The organism is Dysgonomonas termitidis (genome assembly GCF_054657735.1).
Genome location: NZ_BAAHYD010000002.1, coordinates 2,321,496 through 2,339,422 on the forward strand (window position 1 = coordinate 2,321,496; position 17,927 = coordinate 2,339,422).

Here is a 17,927-nt window from a genome sequence, read left to right on the forward strand (position 1 = left end):
GATCGGAATTTCTTCCGACCACTCCTGCCCCTAAAGGCTGCTTTTCCAATATAATAAACACTACTTTATCAATAACGAGCTTCTACAGCGCTCCAGTCAATTATCTTCCATAATTCGGCAAGATGGTCTGCACGACGGTTTTGGTAATCAAGATAATAAGCATGTTCCCATACGTCGAATCCCAAAAGCGGAGTCAACCCCTTTGTAATAGGGTTTCCGGCGTTAGGTTCTTTTGTAATTTCCAGGTTGCCTGCGTTATCTTTAGCCAGCCATACCCAGCCTGAGCCGAATACTGCTGTACCTGCTGTAACGAATTCTTTTTTGAAGTTTTCGAACGAACCCCATTTTTTGTTAATGGCTTCGGCGAGTTTTCCCTTAGGCTCTCCACCACCGTTAGGGCTGAAAGAAAGGAAATATATATTGTGGTTCAATGTCTGTCCTGCATTGTTGAAAATAGCTCCGTCACTTTCCTTTACGATTGTCTCAAGGTCGGCATTCTCAAATTTGGTTCCGGGAACAAGATTATTCAGGTTTGTTATATAAGTCTGAAGGTGCTTACCATAGTGTAACTCGATAGTCTGTTGGCTTATAACCGGCTCTAAAGCATTTGTCGCATATGGCAACTTTGGTAATTCAAATTTCATAGCTTTTGTTTTTTGATTGTTATTATTATCGTTGTTTATATTTTGTGCTTTAGCATTACTAATAAGTAATACAGAGAGCGTTAGACACGTAAAAAATATCCTTTTCATAAACTTCTGTTTTTTAGTGTGTATGCAAAATTAACAATCTTAATCCGATATTTGTTTAACAATTAGCTGATAATTATCATAAATTGTTTTTAAGGGATTATCGCTAAAATCTATAAGTGTTGATTGTGATATAAATACAGACTATGTTTCTTAAATTATATAGATAAAGATTTTAGAAAAAGATATCAGAATAAATATGTATTTTTGTTCTCAAAATTATCGAGTATATGCTTTTTGTAGATTCGTCCTTTATTTTATCGGAAATCGTAGAAGAAAATCACCAGTTGATCCCTGTTATCAACCGTTTTGGAATAAAACTGGGGCTGGGGGATAAAACCATAGACGATATTTGCCGGAAAGCAAATATCAATACGGAGTTTTTTCTCGCCATACTCAATACTTTCCTCAACGAGGATTACTTCCCTGAGCGCAAACTCCAAAAATTCGATATTGAATTGGTGGTCACATACATAAAGCAGACTGATGCATACTTGATACACGGGCAGCTACACAATCTGGAAAAGCATCTGAACGCTTTCATATCTATGAGCGACCCCAATAACCCCCAGTTGAAACTAATAAGCCGTCTGTTTACCGAGTTTAAGAATGAACTGATAGGACAGATTGAGCAGGGGATGATGAAAGGGGATGCTCCGTTGGCTCTTCTTACCGATCTTAAAAGCATTATAATTAAACATATATCCGGAAACTTTAACGAAAATATGTGCTATGCCACTATATTTACCATAGACAGTTTTCAACGGGATTTGGAGAAGCATAACCGCATCAGGGAGAAAATCTTAAAACCCATGATTGCGGATTTGTCCGAATCGGGGATAGAAGACCTGCAGGAACTGATATCGGTTAGCCATGCTATTAAAGCAACAAAAGCACAGGCTCTGTCGCAGCGGGAGCTGGATGTACTTCGCCTCGTGGCTTTGGGGCTGTTGAACAAAGAGGTGGCCGATAAACTCAATATAAGCCTGAACACCGTATTGTCGCACCGAAAGAATATTACAGCCAAATTGGGGATAAAAACAGTATCCGGTCTGATATTCTATTGTATGACAAACGGATATATTACCGCCGACGAAATAGAACTATAATATTATGGATAAGTTAAACCGTTACATATCTTTCGAATTACTTTTTGCCCTGTTGTTTATAATAGCCTTTTCGTTGCCGTGGCTCGATATGGGATTAGTGAAAATTGTAGGTTGGGATATACCGGACATACAGAAAAAGGTAACGAAAGTAACAAATTTTTTCTCCCGCAACAAAGAGTCGGTTTATACTACATATGTTGTTTATCTCGTTCCTCTACTCAGTATCTTCAGCGCCGTATTATGGCTGTCCCTCAAAAAGAAATCAGCGCGGGTATTCCTGATGATAGCAGGCGTATTGGCTTTTGCAGTCTCTCTCAATCTTTTCTATAAGCTGCCGAAATACGGGAGCGGGGTATATCTGCTCTGTGCCACTTCTGTCCTGTCGGTAGTATATCTGATAATCGTATTCCGAAAAAAGAAAGTGCAACCGGTAATAGATGAAGATGATCTATTAGATAATCCCGGCCCGGACATTCTCAGTGAACGGTAAAGAATATTTTCACGCAAAGGCGCAAAAGGTAACACATATATCAGTAAACAGTAAACAGTCAGCAGTTAACAACTCGTATCTCGTATCTTGTCTACTCGTAACTTGTAACTGCCCGAAGGGCGAAGTAACTTGTAACTGTTAAAAGGTAACACTTATTTCAGTAAACAGTAAACAGTAAACAGTCAGCAGTTAACAACTCGTATCTCGTATCTTGTCTACTCATAATTTGTAACTGCCCGTAGGGCGCAGAAATAACATTCGCCGAAGCGAAGGCGAGGCAAACTCGTAACTATATCCAAAAAGTTACAAAAGTTACACTTTTCCCACTATTTTTTATCTGTTCCTTTTTTCCCTCTCTGTAAGTCCCCCTTGGGGAAACAACGTTCGGCGGAGCCAATTTAGGGGGCTCCTTCAATACTTCAAAGAACTATCAGCTAAGCGCTGTATATATAGATAAAATTCTAAAGATAAGATAACATATCCCTTCTGGCATAGAAATACGGATATATCGGGCACTGCAATATAGAGAGCATTTAACAAATTAAATTTGACATAGAATTATTAAATGTCATTCTTTTTTCATTTCTTTGTTGTGGAAACGATTTCAAAAAAAACAGCACGCACAATAAATGAGATATGTATATATAATATTAGGGTTTATAACTCTAAGTCTGGGTTTGTTGGGTATAGTTACACCGGGATTACCGACCACTCCTTTTATTCTTCTTACAGGTATTTTGTTTGCGAAAAGTTCGCCACGCCTGCATCAGAAGCTAATGGACAATAAGTTGACGGGTAAATATATTCGCCGGGTCAATGAAGGATTTAGCTGGAAAGGACTGGCAATTTCGATAGGAATCATGTGGAGTATGATTATATTTACGGCATTTGTCGTATTCGGATATGGCACTATGCGTTTTGTAATGCTCGGTTTAGGATTGATCGGTACCATTTCCCAAATAATAGTCCTGAGTAAAAAGAAAAGGAAAAAAGCGGTGCTGATGCCGATAGATTTACCTGATAGCAACGTGGATACGGAGGATGAACTCAAGGTATCATGAGACGCTTAAAATATGTATATTTGTGTTATAAAATATATATGCTTTCCTTTGATTTTATGCGATATTTCTGTTTCTTTGTAGAAAGGGCTACGGGAAAGGAGATTTTATTAGGTTGCAATAAATAATTTAGCTGTGCTGACCGTTGGTTCATAGAAGACATTTGTAATTTGCTGATGGACAAAATCCTGAAATCTTGAAATTAAATTTATATAATAGAAAAGTTATGGAAAATAGAAATGAACAGGACAATCAGATTCAGATAGAACTGCCGGAAGACGTAGCCCAGGGAACATACTCAAATCTAGCTATCATAGCCCATTCCTCATCCGAATTTGTCATTGATTTTGTTCGCATTTTGCCCGGATTATCGAAGGCAAAGGTACAATCACGTATTATATTGACCCCCGAGCATGCCAAGCGTTTGCTATATGCGTTAAATGAAAATATCAATAGGTTCGAAGCCCAGAACGGGCCTGTATCTGCCGATAATTCGGCCGGATTTCTTCCGCCGATAACAGGACCAATAGGAGAAGCATAAAGTTATATTTTTAACTATTAAATAAAAGATTCTTATGAAAATCGGAATTCCTAAAGAGCTGAAAGCTTTTGAAAATCGGGTGGCAGTTACACCGGCAGGTGTGTATGAGTTTGTTATTGAGGGACATGAAGTATTTGTACAAACCGGAGCCGGGCTTAGCAGCGGCTTCACCGATCTGGACTATACGGAGGCCGGAGCAACCATTCTTTCCACCATCGGGGAGGTATATGCTATCGCGGATATGATTGTGAAAGTGAAAGAGCCGATTAAAGAGGAATATGACTTGGTAAGGGAAAATCAGATTGTATTTACTTATTTCCATTTTGCCTCCAGCCTTGAGCTTACCAAGGCGATGATAAAGAGTAAAGCGATCTGTATAGCTTATGAAACAGTAGAATTGCCTGACCGCTCACTGCCCCTGCTTGTGCCTATGAGTGAAGTTGCAGGGCGTATGGCTATTCAGGAAGGTGCGCGTTTTCTCGAAAAACCGCATTTGGGAAAAGGTGTTCTTCTGGGAGGAGTACCGGGCGTAAAACCGGCACATGTAATTGTTATCGGAGGCGGTATTGTAGGCGCACAATCAGCTAAAATAGCAGCCGGAATCGGAGCCAGAGTGACTATTCTGGACAAGAGCCTGCCTCGCTTGCGTTACCTGAGCGATATCATGCCTGCAAATGTCACCACCCGTTATTCGGATGCCCATACAATCAAGGAATTGTGTAAAGACGCCGATCTGATTGTCGGAGCAGTACTCATTGCCGGAGATAAAGCCCCGCAGGTGATATCGAAAGATATGCTCAAAATCATGCAGGCCGGCACAGTATTGGTAGATGTGGCCATAGATCAGGGCGGATGTTTCGAAACATCAAAACCGACTACACATCTCGACCCCGTATTTGTTATTGATGATGTAGTACATTACTGTGTTGCGAATATACCGGGCGCTGTACCTATGACTTCTACTTTAGCCCTTACAAACGCGACATTCCCTTACGCCCTCAGTATTGCAAACCTGGGCTGGGAAGAAGCTTGCCGTCAGTATAAAGATTTACGGAAAGGACTGAACATTCTGAAAGGCGATATTGTTTACAAAGCCGTAGCCCATACATTCGGCCTTGAATATAAAGAATATTGATATCGGAAATGCGAAGTGAAAAACGGAGAATGATAAATGAAACATGAAAAATATTTTTCACTTTTTGTTTTTCACTTCAGCTAAATAATAATAGAAATCCTCATATATTTACTAATATAAAACTAATATTTATGGAACTACTAAGTACATCGTTAATAGACTGGTCAAGAGCCCAGTTTGCTATGACAGCAATGTATCACTGGTTGTTTGTGCCCCTTACCCTCGGGCTGGGGATCATAATGGCAATCATGGAGACAATGTATGTGCGTACAGGTAACGAACAGTGGAAGAAGACCGCTAAGTTCTGGATGGTCATTTTCGGTATCAACTTCGCTATAGGGGTTGCTACAGGGATTATCATGGAATTTCAATTCGGTACCAACTGGTCTAACTACAGCTGGTTTGTAGGCGATATTTTTGGCGCGCCACTGGCTATCGAGGCCACACTGGCATTTTTCCTTGAAGCCACCTTTATTTCCATTATGTTCTTCGGATGGAAACGGGTTGGCAAAAAAGCTCACTTGACAGCTACATGGTTAACTGTTACCGGAGCGACCCTTTCGGCGTTATGGATACTTATTGCAAATGCGTGGATGCAATATCCTGTGGGAATGGAGTTTAATCCGGATACTACCCGTAACGAGATGATTAACTTCTGGGATATCGCTTTATCTCCGGTAGCTATTAATAAATTCTTTCATACGGTGCTTTCGGGCTGGATACTGGGTGCGGTATTCGTAGCCGGAGTGGCTGCGTGGTATCTGCTGAAAAAGAGAGATACCGAGTTCGCCAAACAGAGTATGAAAGTTGCAGCAGGATTCGGGTTAGCGTCATCTCTTCTTATAGCCTGGACAGGACATGGTTCGGCCCAGCAGGTAGCGGATAAGCAACCGATGAAGCTGGCTGTGATGGAAGGCTTATATGAAGGTGGAGAAGGAGTGGGGCTTATAGCCTTTGCCATCCCTAATCCGGCGAAAGAGTCATATAAAGACGGTGTGGACCCATATCTAATCAATATAAGTATACCGAAAGGCCTGTCATGGCTTAGCTTTGGCGAACTGGACGCCTACGTTCCGGGTATCAAGGACATAATTGACGGCGGATACAAAGAGCCGGATGGTTCTACTGCCCTTTCATTTGCAGAAAAACAGATCAAAGGAAAAGCAGCTATCCAGGCACTCGCCGATTACAAAAAGGCTAAAAAAGAGGGAAATGAAACGGCAGCCAATGAATATAAAGAAATATTGAAGTCTAATTATTCATATTTCGGATATGGTTATCTGGATACTCCGGAGCAACTGATACCGAATATACCGTTGGTGTACTGGCCATTCCACATTATGGTTTACCTTGGGGGCTGGTTCGTATTGTTGTTCGTTGTGCTTTCCTTCTTTGTGTATAGGAATAAAGATATCGAAAATAAGAAATGGCTTCTGTGGGCGTGTCTGTGGACTATTCCTTTGGCATACATTGCCGGTCAGGCCGGGTGGATGGTTGCCGAAATCGGACGCCAGCCTTGGACTATACAGGATGTATTACCACTACAGGCAGCGGTATCGGCTATTTCTGTTAAATCGGTAATGATATCATTCTTCTTGTTCCTGGCTTTGTTTACAGCATTACTTATCGCGGAGATTCGTATTATGCTCAATCAGATTAAAAAAGGTCCGGAGGACTCTCACTAATTAAGATTTTAAGATTTAATAATTTCAAGATTTCAAGATTAAAGTCACGAAATCTCTAAAAGATATAATTATGGATTATTCATTTTTACAACATTATTGGTGGTTCCTCATATGCCTGATCGGAGGTCTCTTCGCATTCCTTCTATTTGTTCAGGGCGGACAATCGATGCTCTTCTCTTTAGCTAAAGACGAAAAAGAGCGCATGATACTTGTTAATGCTTTAGGTCGCAAGTGGGAATATACATTTACTACTCTTGTAACTTTTGGCGGAGCTTTGTTCGCATCTTTCCCATTGTTTTATTCTACCAGTTTCGGCGGGGCATATTGGGTATGGATGGCGATTCTGTTCTGCTTCGTATTGCAGGCGGTATCATATGAGTTTCAGTCGAAACCAGGTAACCTGTATGGGCGTAATACGTACCGTTGGTTCTTGTTTACCAACGGCTTGCTGGGTACGTTCCTCGTGGGGGCGGCACTGGCTACATTCTTTACAGGATCTGACTTCACAGTGAATAAAGAAAATATGACTGATGTGATAAACCCGGTTATCAGCCGTTGGGGAAGTGAATGGCATGGCTTGGAAGCTCTTGCCAATCCTCGTAATTGGCTGTTAGGGCTGACAGTTTTCTTCCTTGCACGTACGCAGGCTTGTTTGTTCTTTATCAATCGCCTTCAGGACGAAAAGCTGGTAGATCGTTCGCGTAAGTTCTTATTGTATAATTGTGTACCATTTGTAATATTCTTCTTGGCATTTGTTATCTGGGCGTTTATTGCAGACGGGTTCGCTGTAAACCCTGATACAAAAGAAGTATTTATGGAACCACATAAATACTTTAATAACCTGATAGAGATGCCTGTAACGGGTATTGTGTTTGTCGCAGGAGTTTTGCTTGTACTATTTGGCATCGGTAAAACATTATTGACTAAAGGTTATAGTTTCGGTATATGGTTTACAGGGTCAGGTACAGTGCTGACTGTATGTATGCTGCTTCTTATCACAGGGTTCAACAATACAGCTTATTATCCATCTGCTACCGATCCTCAAAGCTCGTTGACAATACAAAATTCTTCTTCGAGTGAATTCACGTTAACAGTGATGAGCATTGTTTCCATCCTTGTTCCGTTTGTGCTTGCATATATTATTTATGCATGGAATTCTTTGGAAAAGAAACGCTTCGATGTAAAAGACTTCAAAGATGACGGACATGTGTATTGATCTGTCTTGTTAAATAGAAGAGACGGGAATACCAGCAAAGTATTCCCGTCTCTTTTTTTGTCCGTTAGTTATGGGGTAGCCTTCGATACAGTCTTTGACTGTGCGTAGCATAAAAGAATCCAACATTTAAATACAACTACTGATCCGCACTTTTAGTCAGCCAGTGAGTAAAGGAGAATTTATTATTCTATTTCGGACTAATAGAAACTTTTTGTAAATTTGGGTTATGATAATCTCAATAAATGTATGAGCCAGCCATTAGCAGAACGTTTGCGTCCACGTACCCTGGACGAATATATAGGACAAAAGCATCTTGTGGGTGAGGGCGCTATCCTGCGCAAGATGATAGAATCGGGGCGAATACCGTCATTTCTTCTCTGGGGACCTCCCGGAGTAGGAAAGACGACGCTGGCCCAGATAATAGCCAACACACTGGATACGCCGTTCTATACATTGAGCGCGATAAACTCAGGGGTGAAAGATGTACGTGAGGTGATAGAACAGGCCAAAAAGAGCCAGTTCTTCAATACAAAAAGCCCTATCTTATTTATCGATGAAATCCACCGTTTTTCAAAATCACAACAGGATTCGTTGCTCAATGCGGTAGAAACGGGGGTGATTACATTGATAGGCGCCACAACGGAAAACCCTTCATTTGAAGTTATACGGCCATTGTTGTCTCGTTGTCAGGTGTACGTTTTACAATCCTTGGATAAGAATGACCTGATCGAACTGGCTCACCGTGCCGTGACACAGGATATTATACTTAAAGAGCGGAATGTCGAATTACAGGAGACCAATGCATTGCTTCGCTTTTCGGGAGGTGACGCCCGCAAGTTGTTAAATATACTCGACTTAGTGACGGGAGCAGATGTCGGCGATAAGGTTGTCATAACAGATAAGGTAGTGACAGAACGCTTGCAGGAAAATCCGGCAGCATATGATAAAGGAGGCGAGATGCATTATGACATTATTTCAGCCTTTATCAAGTCTATCCGGGGCAGTGACCCCGACGCGGCCATCTACTGGCTGGCACGGATGGTGGCCGGTGGAGAAGATCCGAAGTTTATCGCCCGGCGGCTGGTTATTTCGGCGGCGGAAGATATAGGGCTGGCAAACCCCAATGCCCTCTTACTGGCGAATGCATGCTTCGATACTTTGCAGAAGATTGGCTGGCCGGAAGGCCGGATTGTCTTAGCCGAAGCTACTGTTTATCTGGCAACTTCGCCAAAGAGTAACTCGGCATATATGGCTATAGATGAGGCTATCGCGTTGGTGAATGAAACGGGTAACCTGCCGGTCCCCTTGCATCTGCGCAATGCTCCTACCAAGCTTATGAAAGAACTGGATTACGGTAAAAACTACAAATATGCGCACAGCTTCGAGAATAACTTTGTACAGCAGGATTATGTGCCTAAAGAAATAAAAGGACGCCAATTCTGGAAGCCTCAGCAAAATGCATCGGAGAGCAAAATTGTGGAATGGCTGAAAAAATTGTGGAAGGACAGGTATTGAACAGTGTGCCGGTATGCCAATCGGTAAATGTACCAATGAAATATGGGACGGTAAAAGAACTTTATAAATGATGAAAAAAGCTGTAATCAGAATCTTTGTGGTTTTATTATCACTCTATATATTTCTATGTGGGTTTTTTTACTTTTTTCAGGAAAAGCTGATATTTTACCCTACAAAACTTGATAATAACTATATTTTCCGGTTTAAGCAGGATTTTGAGGAAATATATTTAAAAGCGCAGGATGGGACACCATTGAATAGCCTCCTGTTCAAAACAGAAAATCCGAAAGGATTGATTTTCTATCTGCATGGTAATGCCGGGGCTCTTGATTCATGGGGACATCTGGCTTCTGTATATACGGATTTAGGCTACGATGTTTACTTCCTCGATTACAGAGGATTCGGCAAAAGCGGAGGAGAGGTTGATAGCCAGAATCAATTATTCAGTGATATCCAGCTCGCTTACAATGAGATGAAGAAGCGATATGATGAGGACCAGATAATTGTACTGGGTTTCTCTATCGGAACCGGTCCGGCCGCAAAGATTGCCGCGACAAATAATCCTCACCTGCTGATTTTACAGGCTCCTTATTATAGCCTTACAAATGTTATACAGGACATTTGTCCTGTTATCCCGGGTTTTCTGGTCAAATACAACTTGGAGACATGTAAATATGTGAGTGAATGTAAAATGCCGGTTGTCATCTTTCACGGAAATAAAGACAAGGTGATTAATTATAATAATTCCATGAGATTGAAGGCTGTATTAAAAAAATCGGATTCGCTGATTACATTAGAAAATGAAGAACACAACAATATAACTGATAATGAAGTGTATAGAAGGGAAATAAAAAGGCTGCTGGATAAATGAAATAGATATGACTGTGTCCTTAATCATCTTTACAACAATCGCAACCCTCATGTTTATCCAATACCCGATGCGGAAAATCGCCGTGTCCGACAATTTCGATGGGGCAGGAGGAGTATGATTCTTCGAGCCATTCGGTCGTAATATTGGTACCGGAATGATAGTGAAGGCCTTCATTCACGCAGGCTATATTTTTAACGAGCGATATCACCGTACCCACATCATGTGAGACAAGAATAATGGCGGTGTCTTTATTTATATCTTCGAGTATTTTATAAAAATCAGTCTCAAAACGTTTGTCCACATACGAATTAGGTTCGTCGAGCACCAGCAGGTCCGGTCCGTCTATAATAGCGCGTCCAAGTAAGGTGCGTTGGAGCTGGCCTCCGGATAATGCGCCTATAGGCCTGTCGATAAGTTTATCCAGTCCCATCTGATTCGCGATTACCCCTACTTTTTCTTTTTGTTCTTTGGTATAAGGTGAAAAAATACGGTGTTTGATAGTCAGCCCCGATAGTATAACATCGTGTACAGATATGGGGAATTTTTTATCTATCTGATTTATCTGGGGCAGATAACCGATGTTTATCTTATCTGTTTTTACGTTATTCCTGAAAAAAGATATAGTGCCGTTCGCTGGTTTTACAAGCCCGAGTATCGTTTTCAACAAAGTGGTCTTTCCACCGCCGTTAGGGCCGATAATACCCAGAAAATCGTCTTGAAAAACATTCAGGTTCACGTTTTTCAAGACATAAGGGCTGTCATCATATCCGACCGATAGGTCTCTTATTTCAAGTATCTTACTCATCAGTTTTCCTGTGCCAATGCTTTGGCTATTTTTATCATTTCTTCGTCCCAATTATACGATAACAGGTTTATCCGGATTGTTTTCCCATTTATCGCTTCTGCTACGGTTTCTGCATTTTTCGTATCGAATTCCTGCTGAATGAATACAACTTTTACTCCTTCAGCTTTTGCTTTGTCAATCAGTTCCTTTAACTGGGATGGAGATGGATTTTTTCCCTCGTATTCTATTGAATACTGAGTCAGTCCGTATTCATCGGCAAAATAGCTGAGTGCAGGATGATAGATTATAAATGATTTGCTCGGGGCTTTGTCTAAATACGATTTTATAATGCTGTCGGTATTGTTTATTCCCGACACCAACTTGTTGTAATTAGCCGTATAATCAGCTTCATTTTCGCCATCAAGTTCTAACAATGCTTTATACATGTTTTCGGCTATGATCTTAGCCGACCTTACCGAACTCCATGTATGCGGATCACCTCCGGCATGTCCGTATGTATGATTGTGTTTGTGACTGTCATCTTCGCAATGTATATGGGCATCACCTATAGGTTCTATTCCTTGCGAACAGTTTACTATCTTAAGTTCCGGATTACTCTGCGATACTTTATCTATCAATGTATTTTCTATGCCCAAATAACCGATTTTGAAGTATGCCACACTTTTGTCCATAGCCATCATCTGTGATGGGGTGAAGTCTGCACTTTCGGGATTGGACCCGGATGGAACAATACAATTTATCTGATAATGGTCCCCGGCAATTTTACTCAGGAAATATTTTTGTGGTTCTATAGTTACCGACAGAGTCCGGATTTTATCTGCTTTAGATGGTTTACAACCACTAAGAGATAGAATACCCAGTAATATCATGGTAACAACTAATTTATAACTCATAACTTATAATTTATAACTTGCGTCAGACCTATTCTCCTTTTGTTAGATCGTATATCTTGCGGATACGGTTCAGTTCTTTTTCAAAGTCTATTTCCAGATCGTGGAGTATACCGTCGTTCAAGTCATAGACCCAGCCGGCCACACGCGGATATCCCTTTGCCAGATACGATTTCTGTACTTCCGCCGTCTTTATTATATTCAGACATTGTTCGTATACGTTTATTTCTACCAGGCGGTTATACCTGGCTTGCGGGTCGGAAATGGTATCCAGTTCTTTCTCATGCAGGCGGTATACATCACGTATGTTACGCAGCCACGGATTCAGTATTCCTAAATCTTTAGGCTCCATAGCGGCTTTTATCCCCCCGCAATTGTAATGTCCGCATACAATGATATACTTTACATTCAGGTACTCCACCGCATAGTTTATTACCGACAATACATTAAGGTCATTGTTGACCACCATATTGGCAATATTACGATGTACAAATACTTCTCCGGGTTGAAGCCCCATTATTTCATTTGCATGCACACGGCTGTCGGAACATCCTATATAGAGATAATCGGGGTTTTGTTCATTTGCCAGATGGGTAAAAAAGTCCGGATTGTCCTCGCTTATTTTCTCTACCCATTTTTTATTTGCATCGAATATACCCTTGTATGATTTTTGTATTTCCATTATGTTTTATAAGTCTTTTACTTGTTTCAGAATACCGAGCACTTGTTCAACCAGTGAACGTGTCCCATCATTAACAATTACAAAATCAGAAAGTTTAGCTTTCTCTTCATCCGGCATCTGGTTTTGCATACGTTCCAGTACTTTTTCGCGGGTAGTATTATCCCGTTTCATAGTGCGTTCCAGTCTTATTTCCAGAGGTGCGTATACCATCACTATCCTATCCATAAGCTTATTGAAACCAGACTCGAAAAGAATCGCGGCTTCGTGTGCTATCACCGGATAATGTGCATGGTCAGTTACCCATTCTTTGAAATCTTTTTCTACTTCGGGATGTATTATTGCGTTTACCTCCTCCAATTTGGCTTTATCATTGAATATATGGGAAGCCAGCAAAGCTTTATTCAGCACACCGCCCTCAAATAATTCCTTCCCATAGATATTAATCAACTTTTCCTTTATGACTGGGGAAGTTGCCACAAGCCTTTTACTTTCTGCATCGGCAATGTAAACAGGAACATTACAAAGAGAAAATATTTCGGAAACGGTAGATTTGCCACTGCCTATTCCCCCTGTTATACCCAATTTAATCATTTTGTGAAGGATTGTAATTAAGTAAAAGTATATAATTATAGATGTATTCCGGCCCTATATCAATTCTTGAAAAACATATCATTAACTATTATTTACTTAGTGTTGTATTTAAGCCTTTTCCAATCAGTTGATAGCTTAGTAAATAATAGGTCCGCAACCTATTTCTGCTCCAGCACAAATTCCACTTCGGAAGGAACAGGTCCTTTTGTCTGTATATAATCCGGACTTTCGGTTATCCGTACAGGAATTGAGGCTTCTTTCAGGTCTTTGAGGTCATTATAGTCTACAATTACCTGAAAATCGTGAGACGAAATATCGTTATATCTTTTGATACCGACAAAGAACGGGATCTTGATAGACGACGGGAAGAACTTGATTGTCAGGTTTTCCGGTAAATTGATGCACTCGACAGGAACTTCCACTTCTTTTGTGCTGAATTTATCTACCGATACATTTAATTCTACAGTGTTGGGTACAAAACGAATGCCTTTGGTCTGCTTCATCGCAACCAGCATTTTTTTATCCTCTGTTACTTCACGGAGCGTATCGCTGACCGTGTGAGCGTAATGCAGCGTATCCAACGCGGCACGGCTGCCGTATACAAGCACCGAATCGGGTTTGATTGTCAGCTCACCGTCGATCAGATAGCCTGATGCCAGGCTTATGTACCCGTCATATATAACAGGCAGTTTCTTCTGATGCAATACGGCATATGCATAAGATACGCGGGTAGGAGAATAGCTTATCAGTTCCGAAGAAGCAAAAAGTTTCCCCCGTACCAGCTGTTCGAAGTTTCGTCCCTGGATCACCTTTTCCTGTGTCCCTTTCACTATATCCCTTACATCTACTTCCAAAGAATCGTTTCTGTGAGTGAAATAGTATTTGAACATAGACGCCCCGTCATCTTTGATGCGTACATATATCTTCAACGGCAGTTCGTTTTCGAAAACTATACTGTCAGGTATATTCACATACTTAACAGGTATGGTAAGAGTAGACTCAAATTTTTGACGATAAACCTGCATCATCCAAAAAACTGAGGAAAGCAATACAAAAAACAAAAAAGTCAGCATCTTTTTCCATGAAATTTTTGTGAAAAACGATCTGACTTCCTGTATTATGAAATTTCTAGTATCGCTCATATAGCTATACCTGACTTATGTTTCGTTCAAAAGAATTATCTGTTGTTAGTCTGGGTATCGGCAGCAGAAACGTAAACAGAAGATTTTTCTATTGTAATTTTTATTCCGTCGGCAATTTCAAGTACAAATGTAGAGTCGTTTACCTCTTTCACTTTTCCGTGGATACCTCCGGCTGTAACTACTTTGTCTCCTACTTTGATGGCATTACGCGCTTCCTGCAATGCTTTTTGTTTCTTTTGCTGCGGACGTATCATAAAGAAATACATGATGGCAAACAATAACACCATCATCACAATCATGCTACCGCTGCTACCTAATCCCAGAAAACCTCCGCCGGCAGGTGCACCACCCTCGGCTGCTTGTAATAATACACTTAATAAAGTCATAAATTCTTTAATATTTGATTTATATTATTCTTGATTTATCTCCTTTTCTAAAAAAAGCTTTACAAATATAAGCGATTATTTTGAATTAGAGCGAAGGTGAAAATATGATAAATATTATTATTTCTTAATTATCTTCTTTTCTTCTTTCAGTTCTTTTACAATTGCATCCAAAATACCGTTTATAAAAGATGCGCTTTTAGCTGTACTATACGATTTTGCTATATCTATATATTCGTTCAGGGTTACGCTTATCGGTATGGATGGGAAGCTCACTATCTCAGCTATAGCTATCTGCATTATTACCATGTCCATGAGAGCGATACGTTCCGATTCCCAGTTTTTGGTGTATTTATCTATCAACCCGCGATACTCTTTGCCATTCCAAAGGGATTCCCGTAACAATTTCACAGCAAATTCCCTATCGGAATCGTCTTTGAACATAGGAAGCAATTCCTGAGCCGTTCCCTTATTTTCCTCAAATCGTTTAATTGTTTTCAAAACAAAAGACTCGATGATTTCAATGTCGTCATTCCAGTAAAGGCTTTCATCCTCCAGCAAGGTGTATAATTCTTCATCGGTACAAATGACGTGTTTGAACGTTTTACGCCAAAATTCGCGATCATTGTCATAATTGTGAGAATCACTTTCCATATATTCTCTATAAATATCCGAATTCAGAATATTGTCAAGCATCCTACGAACGAAAGTCTCATGTTCGTACCATGAGAACGGCCTGTCTTTAAGATATTTATTCAATTCGAGGTTTTCTCTCAACTGAAGAATAAATTTGTTTTTTAATAGTCTCGTATTTGGCTTTATATCTTCTTCTGTGGGCAAAAGTTTCGACTTGCGGTTATCGACTTTTTGGGCATAGGAGTCGGTGAGTTCAACCAAAAGTGATAGTAAATAGAAGTATAAATCGTATGATTTTTGCAGACTGAAAAGAAGCTCGTTTTCGGCTTTTCTCATGTCTGTAGTTTCACCCTGACTGTATGAAAACAGTATCTGGACAACTCTGATACGGATAAGAACGCGGTTTATCATTTCTACATTTAAAATGTTTCAGGCTGCAAAATTAAACATTTTTTTCAATAAAGTAACTATTTTCGGAATAGAGTTCATTATGGCGTCTGTAATATATTTCAGAAAACTTTATCTATACAGTCGGAATAGTCAGAGCCGGGGGCTTTAGCAGTTAGCTTACAGCTCTTTGAGAGATTGGAAACCAAGCGTTGAGTGAAAAGTGACAGAATAAAAAAAGAAAAAATGTCAGTTTTTTTTGAAAGAGTTACAAATTATTGCGCTTCAGGCTGTCTGACAAGGATGAAAAAGGTATCGGCCAATAGCTAAAAATAGCTATCTTTGTCCCCTGATAATTAAATAAATTTATAAGGGATAGACTAAACATTTATTCTGATAGAATGTTTTAAAATTAAATATGAAAAGAATAGTTATTGCAATCGACGGTTTTTCATCGAACGGTAAAAGTACAATGGCGAAAAGCCTGGCAAAACAAATCGGATACATCTATATAGACAGCGGGGCCATGTACAGGGCAGTTACACTTTTCTGCATCCAGCAAGATTTATTCGAAGATGGCAAATTGAACGAAGGTAAATTGCATGACGAAATAAAAAATATCAGAATAGAGTTTCAGTTAAACAAAGATACAGGAGCGCCTGATACGTATCTTAACGGAGAGAATGTTGAATCCGCTATCCGTAGCATGGATGTTTCATCGAAAGTAAGCATTGTGAGCGCCATTCCATTTGTGCGTCATGCAATGGTTGCTTTGCAACAACAGTTGGGTAAGGCTAAAGGCATAGTGATGGATGGGAGGGATATTGGTACAGTTGTATTCCCTGACGCTGAGATGAAAGTCTTTGTTACCGCGGATGCCACAATAAGAGCACAACGGCGTTTCGATGAGTTACGTTCGAAAGGTAATACGGAAACAACTTTCGATGAAGTATTGGAAAATCTGAAATCCAGGGACCATATGGATCAGACGCGTGCTGAAAGTCCATTGGTAAAAGCGGATGACGCCATCCTTCTGGATAATTCATATATGACCATTGATGAACAGATGCAATGGTTGCTGGAGAAGTTTAAACAAATAACAACAAACTAAATGAGTAATATAGAGATAGACGCAAAATCAGGTTTCTGTTTTGGAGTGGTCAATGCCATAAAAAAAGCGGAAGAGGAACTGGCAAAAGGAGGTACATTATATTGCCTCGGTGACATTGTACACAATAATCTGGAAGTTGACAGACTTGAACAACTCGGTTTGAAAACAATCAATCACGAGGAATTTGCAAAATTGAAAGATGCCAGGGTTTTATTGAGGGCTCATGGCGAACCGCCGTCCACATATCAGATAGCGAAGGACAATAATATTGAAATTATCGATGCTTCATGCCCGGTAGTGCTCCGCCTGCAGAAGAAGATACATGACAAGTATGATAATGAAAAAGATAATAATACACAAATAGTTATCTATGGGAAAAACGGGCATGCGGAAGTAAACGGACTGCTTGGGCAAACCGAGTCTACCGCCATTGTCATAGAAAAGAAAGACGATCTGGAGAAACTTGATTTCTCAAAAAACATCTGCTTGTTTTCTCAGACAACCAAACCGCTCGACGGATTTCAGGAAATCATTGATATCATGCAAAGCCGCATGATAGGCGATGCCAAATTTGAATTCTTTGATACCATCTGCCGGCAGGTGTCGAACCGCATTCCGAATATCAAAGAGTTTGCCTCAAAGAATGATATCATCTTCTTTGTTGCAGGAGAAAAGAGCTCGAACGGAAAGGTACTGTTTGCAGAATGTAAGAAATACAATCCAAATTCTTATTTCATAACCGCGCCGTCTGATATTGATCCCGATGTTGTCAGCAAAACCGCATCTATCGGAATCTGTGGTGCAACCTCTACACCAAAATGGCAAATGGAAGAGGTTGAAGCCAAGATAAATGAAATAAGATCGGTATTAGTTTAGCCAAATTGCTTTAAAAAATTACCGAATCAGCTATTTTATTCTTATTTTTGTACCG

At 40.3% G+C, this 17,927-nt stretch carries 19 protein-coding genes; 11 read left to right on the forward strand and 8 right to left on the reverse strand.

What is annotated here, in order from left to right:
* Positions 1 to 68 precede the first annotated feature (68 nt).
* Positions 69 to 644: a superoxide dismutase gene (locus ACYQ3L_RS13735; protein WP_194225796.1), complete on the reverse strand. Its 576-nt coding sequence runs from the start codon at positions 642 to 644 to the stop codon at positions 69 to 71.
* 335 nt (positions 645 to 979) lie between these two features.
* Between ACYQ3L_RS13735 and ACYQ3L_RS13740 the strand changes: the two genes are divergently transcribed.
* The 9 genes from ACYQ3L_RS13740 (at position 980) to ACYQ3L_RS13780 (ending at position 10,369) form a co-directional block, all read left to right on the forward strand.
* The gene (locus tag ACYQ3L_RS13740; RefSeq protein WP_379993978.1) at positions 980 to 1,858 is read left to right on the forward strand and encodes a LuxR C-terminal-related transcriptional regulator; all 879 of its coding nucleotides are present in this window, start codon (positions 980 to 982) and stop codon (positions 1,856 to 1,858) included.
* A gap of 4 nt (positions 1,859 to 1,862) precedes the next feature.
* Positions 1,863 to 2,348, forward strand: coding sequence for a hypothetical protein (locus ACYQ3L_RS13745; RefSeq protein WP_379993979.1), 486 nt, complete (start codon positions 1,863 to 1,865; stop codon positions 2,346 to 2,348).
* Positions 2,349 to 2,977: 629 nt separating this feature from the next.
* Positions 2,978 to 3,409: a YbaN family protein gene (locus ACYQ3L_RS13750; RefSeq protein ID WP_379993981.1), complete on the forward strand. Its 432-nt coding sequence runs from the start codon at positions 2,978 to 2,980 to the stop codon at positions 3,407 to 3,409.
* A gap of 223 nt (positions 3,410 to 3,632) precedes the next feature.
* Positions 3,633 to 3,947, forward strand: a complete 315-nt coding sequence (locus ACYQ3L_RS13755; protein ID WP_379993982.1) for a DUF3467 domain-containing protein — start codon at positions 3,633 to 3,635, stop codon at positions 3,945 to 3,947.
* Between the two features lie 34 nt (positions 3,948 to 3,981).
* Positions 3,982 to 5,082: an alanine dehydrogenase gene (ald, locus tag ACYQ3L_RS13760; protein WP_379993983.1), complete on the forward strand. Its 1,101-nt coding sequence runs from the start codon at positions 3,982 to 3,984 to the stop codon at positions 5,080 to 5,082.
* Positions 5,083 to 5,213: 131 nt separating this feature from the next.
* The gene (locus ACYQ3L_RS13765) at positions 5,214 to 6,767 is read left to right on the forward strand and encodes a cytochrome ubiquinol oxidase subunit I (RefSeq protein WP_379993984.1); all 1,554 of its coding nucleotides are present in this window, start codon (positions 5,214 to 5,216) and stop codon (positions 6,765 to 6,767) included.
* A 70-nt stretch (positions 6,768 to 6,837) separates the two neighbouring features.
* The gene (gene cydB / locus ACYQ3L_RS13770) at positions 6,838 to 7,983 is read left to right on the forward strand and encodes a cytochrome d ubiquinol oxidase subunit II (protein WP_379993986.1); all 1,146 of its coding nucleotides are present in this window, start codon (positions 6,838 to 6,840) and stop codon (positions 7,981 to 7,983) included.
* A 246-nt stretch (positions 7,984 to 8,229) separates the two neighbouring features.
* Positions 8,230 to 9,498, forward strand: a complete 1,269-nt coding sequence (locus tag ACYQ3L_RS13775; RefSeq protein ID WP_379993987.1) for a replication-associated recombination protein A — start codon at positions 8,230 to 8,232, stop codon at positions 9,496 to 9,498.
* A 67-nt stretch (positions 9,499 to 9,565) separates the two neighbouring features.
* Positions 9,566 to 10,369, forward strand: coding sequence for an alpha/beta hydrolase (locus tag ACYQ3L_RS13780; RefSeq protein WP_379993988.1), 804 nt, complete (start codon positions 9,566 to 9,568; stop codon positions 10,367 to 10,369).
* Between the two features lie 19 nt (positions 10,370 to 10,388).
* On the opposite strand, the gene ACYQ3L_RS13785 is transcribed toward ACYQ3L_RS13780, so the two are convergent.
* From ACYQ3L_RS13785 to nusB, 7 genes are all read right to left on the reverse strand, one after another.
* Entirely contained in the window at positions 10,389 to 11,174 is a 786-nt protein-coding gene (locus ACYQ3L_RS13785; protein ID WP_379993989.1) for a metal ABC transporter ATP-binding protein, read from the reverse strand.
* Positions 11,174 to 12,067, reverse strand: coding sequence for a metal ABC transporter solute-binding protein, Zn/Mn family (locus tag ACYQ3L_RS13790; protein ID WP_379993990.1), 894 nt, complete (start codon positions 12,065 to 12,067; stop codon positions 11,174 to 11,176). Before ACYQ3L_RS13790 ends, ACYQ3L_RS13785 begins: the two co-directional genes overlap by 1 nt.
* 28 nt (positions 12,068 to 12,095) lie before the next feature.
* Positions 12,096 to 12,746 carry a carbonic anhydrase gene (locus ACYQ3L_RS13795; RefSeq protein WP_379993991.1) on the reverse strand — a complete coding sequence of 217 codons (651 nt, stop codon included), beginning with the start codon at positions 12,744 to 12,746 and terminating at the stop codon, positions 12,096 to 12,098.
* Between the two features lie 6 nt (positions 12,747 to 12,752).
* Positions 12,753 to 13,337, reverse strand: a complete 585-nt coding sequence (gene coaE / locus ACYQ3L_RS13800) for a dephospho-CoA kinase (protein ID WP_379993992.1) — start codon at positions 13,335 to 13,337, stop codon at positions 12,753 to 12,755.
* A gap of 158 nt (positions 13,338 to 13,495) precedes the next feature.
* The gene (locus ACYQ3L_RS13805; RefSeq protein WP_379993993.1) at positions 13,496 to 14,479 is read right to left on the reverse strand and encodes a CdaR family protein; all 984 of its coding nucleotides are present in this window, start codon (positions 14,477 to 14,479) and stop codon (positions 13,496 to 13,498) included.
* A 35-nt stretch (positions 14,480 to 14,514) separates the two neighbouring features.
* Positions 14,515 to 14,865, reverse strand: a complete 351-nt coding sequence (yajC, locus tag ACYQ3L_RS13810) for a preprotein translocase subunit YajC (protein WP_379993994.1) — start codon at positions 14,863 to 14,865, stop codon at positions 14,515 to 14,517.
* 117 nt (positions 14,866 to 14,982) lie between these two features.
* Positions 14,983 to 15,909 carry a transcription antitermination factor NusB gene (nusB, locus tag ACYQ3L_RS13815; protein WP_379993996.1) on the reverse strand — a complete coding sequence of 309 codons (927 nt, stop codon included), beginning with the start codon at positions 15,907 to 15,909 and terminating at the stop codon, positions 14,983 to 14,985.
* 394 nt (positions 15,910 to 16,303) lie between these two features.
* Between nusB and cmk the strand changes: the two genes are divergently transcribed.
* Positions 16,304 to 16,996, forward strand: a complete 693-nt coding sequence (gene cmk / locus ACYQ3L_RS13820) for a (d)CMP kinase (protein ID WP_379993997.1) — start codon at positions 16,304 to 16,306, stop codon at positions 16,994 to 16,996.
* Positions 16,997 to 17,872 carry a 4-hydroxy-3-methylbut-2-enyl diphosphate reductase gene (locus ACYQ3L_RS13825; protein WP_379993998.1) on the forward strand — a complete coding sequence of 292 codons (876 nt, stop codon included), beginning with the start codon at positions 16,997 to 16,999 and terminating at the stop codon, positions 17,870 to 17,872.
* Positions 17,873 to 17,927 lie beyond the last annotated feature (55 nt).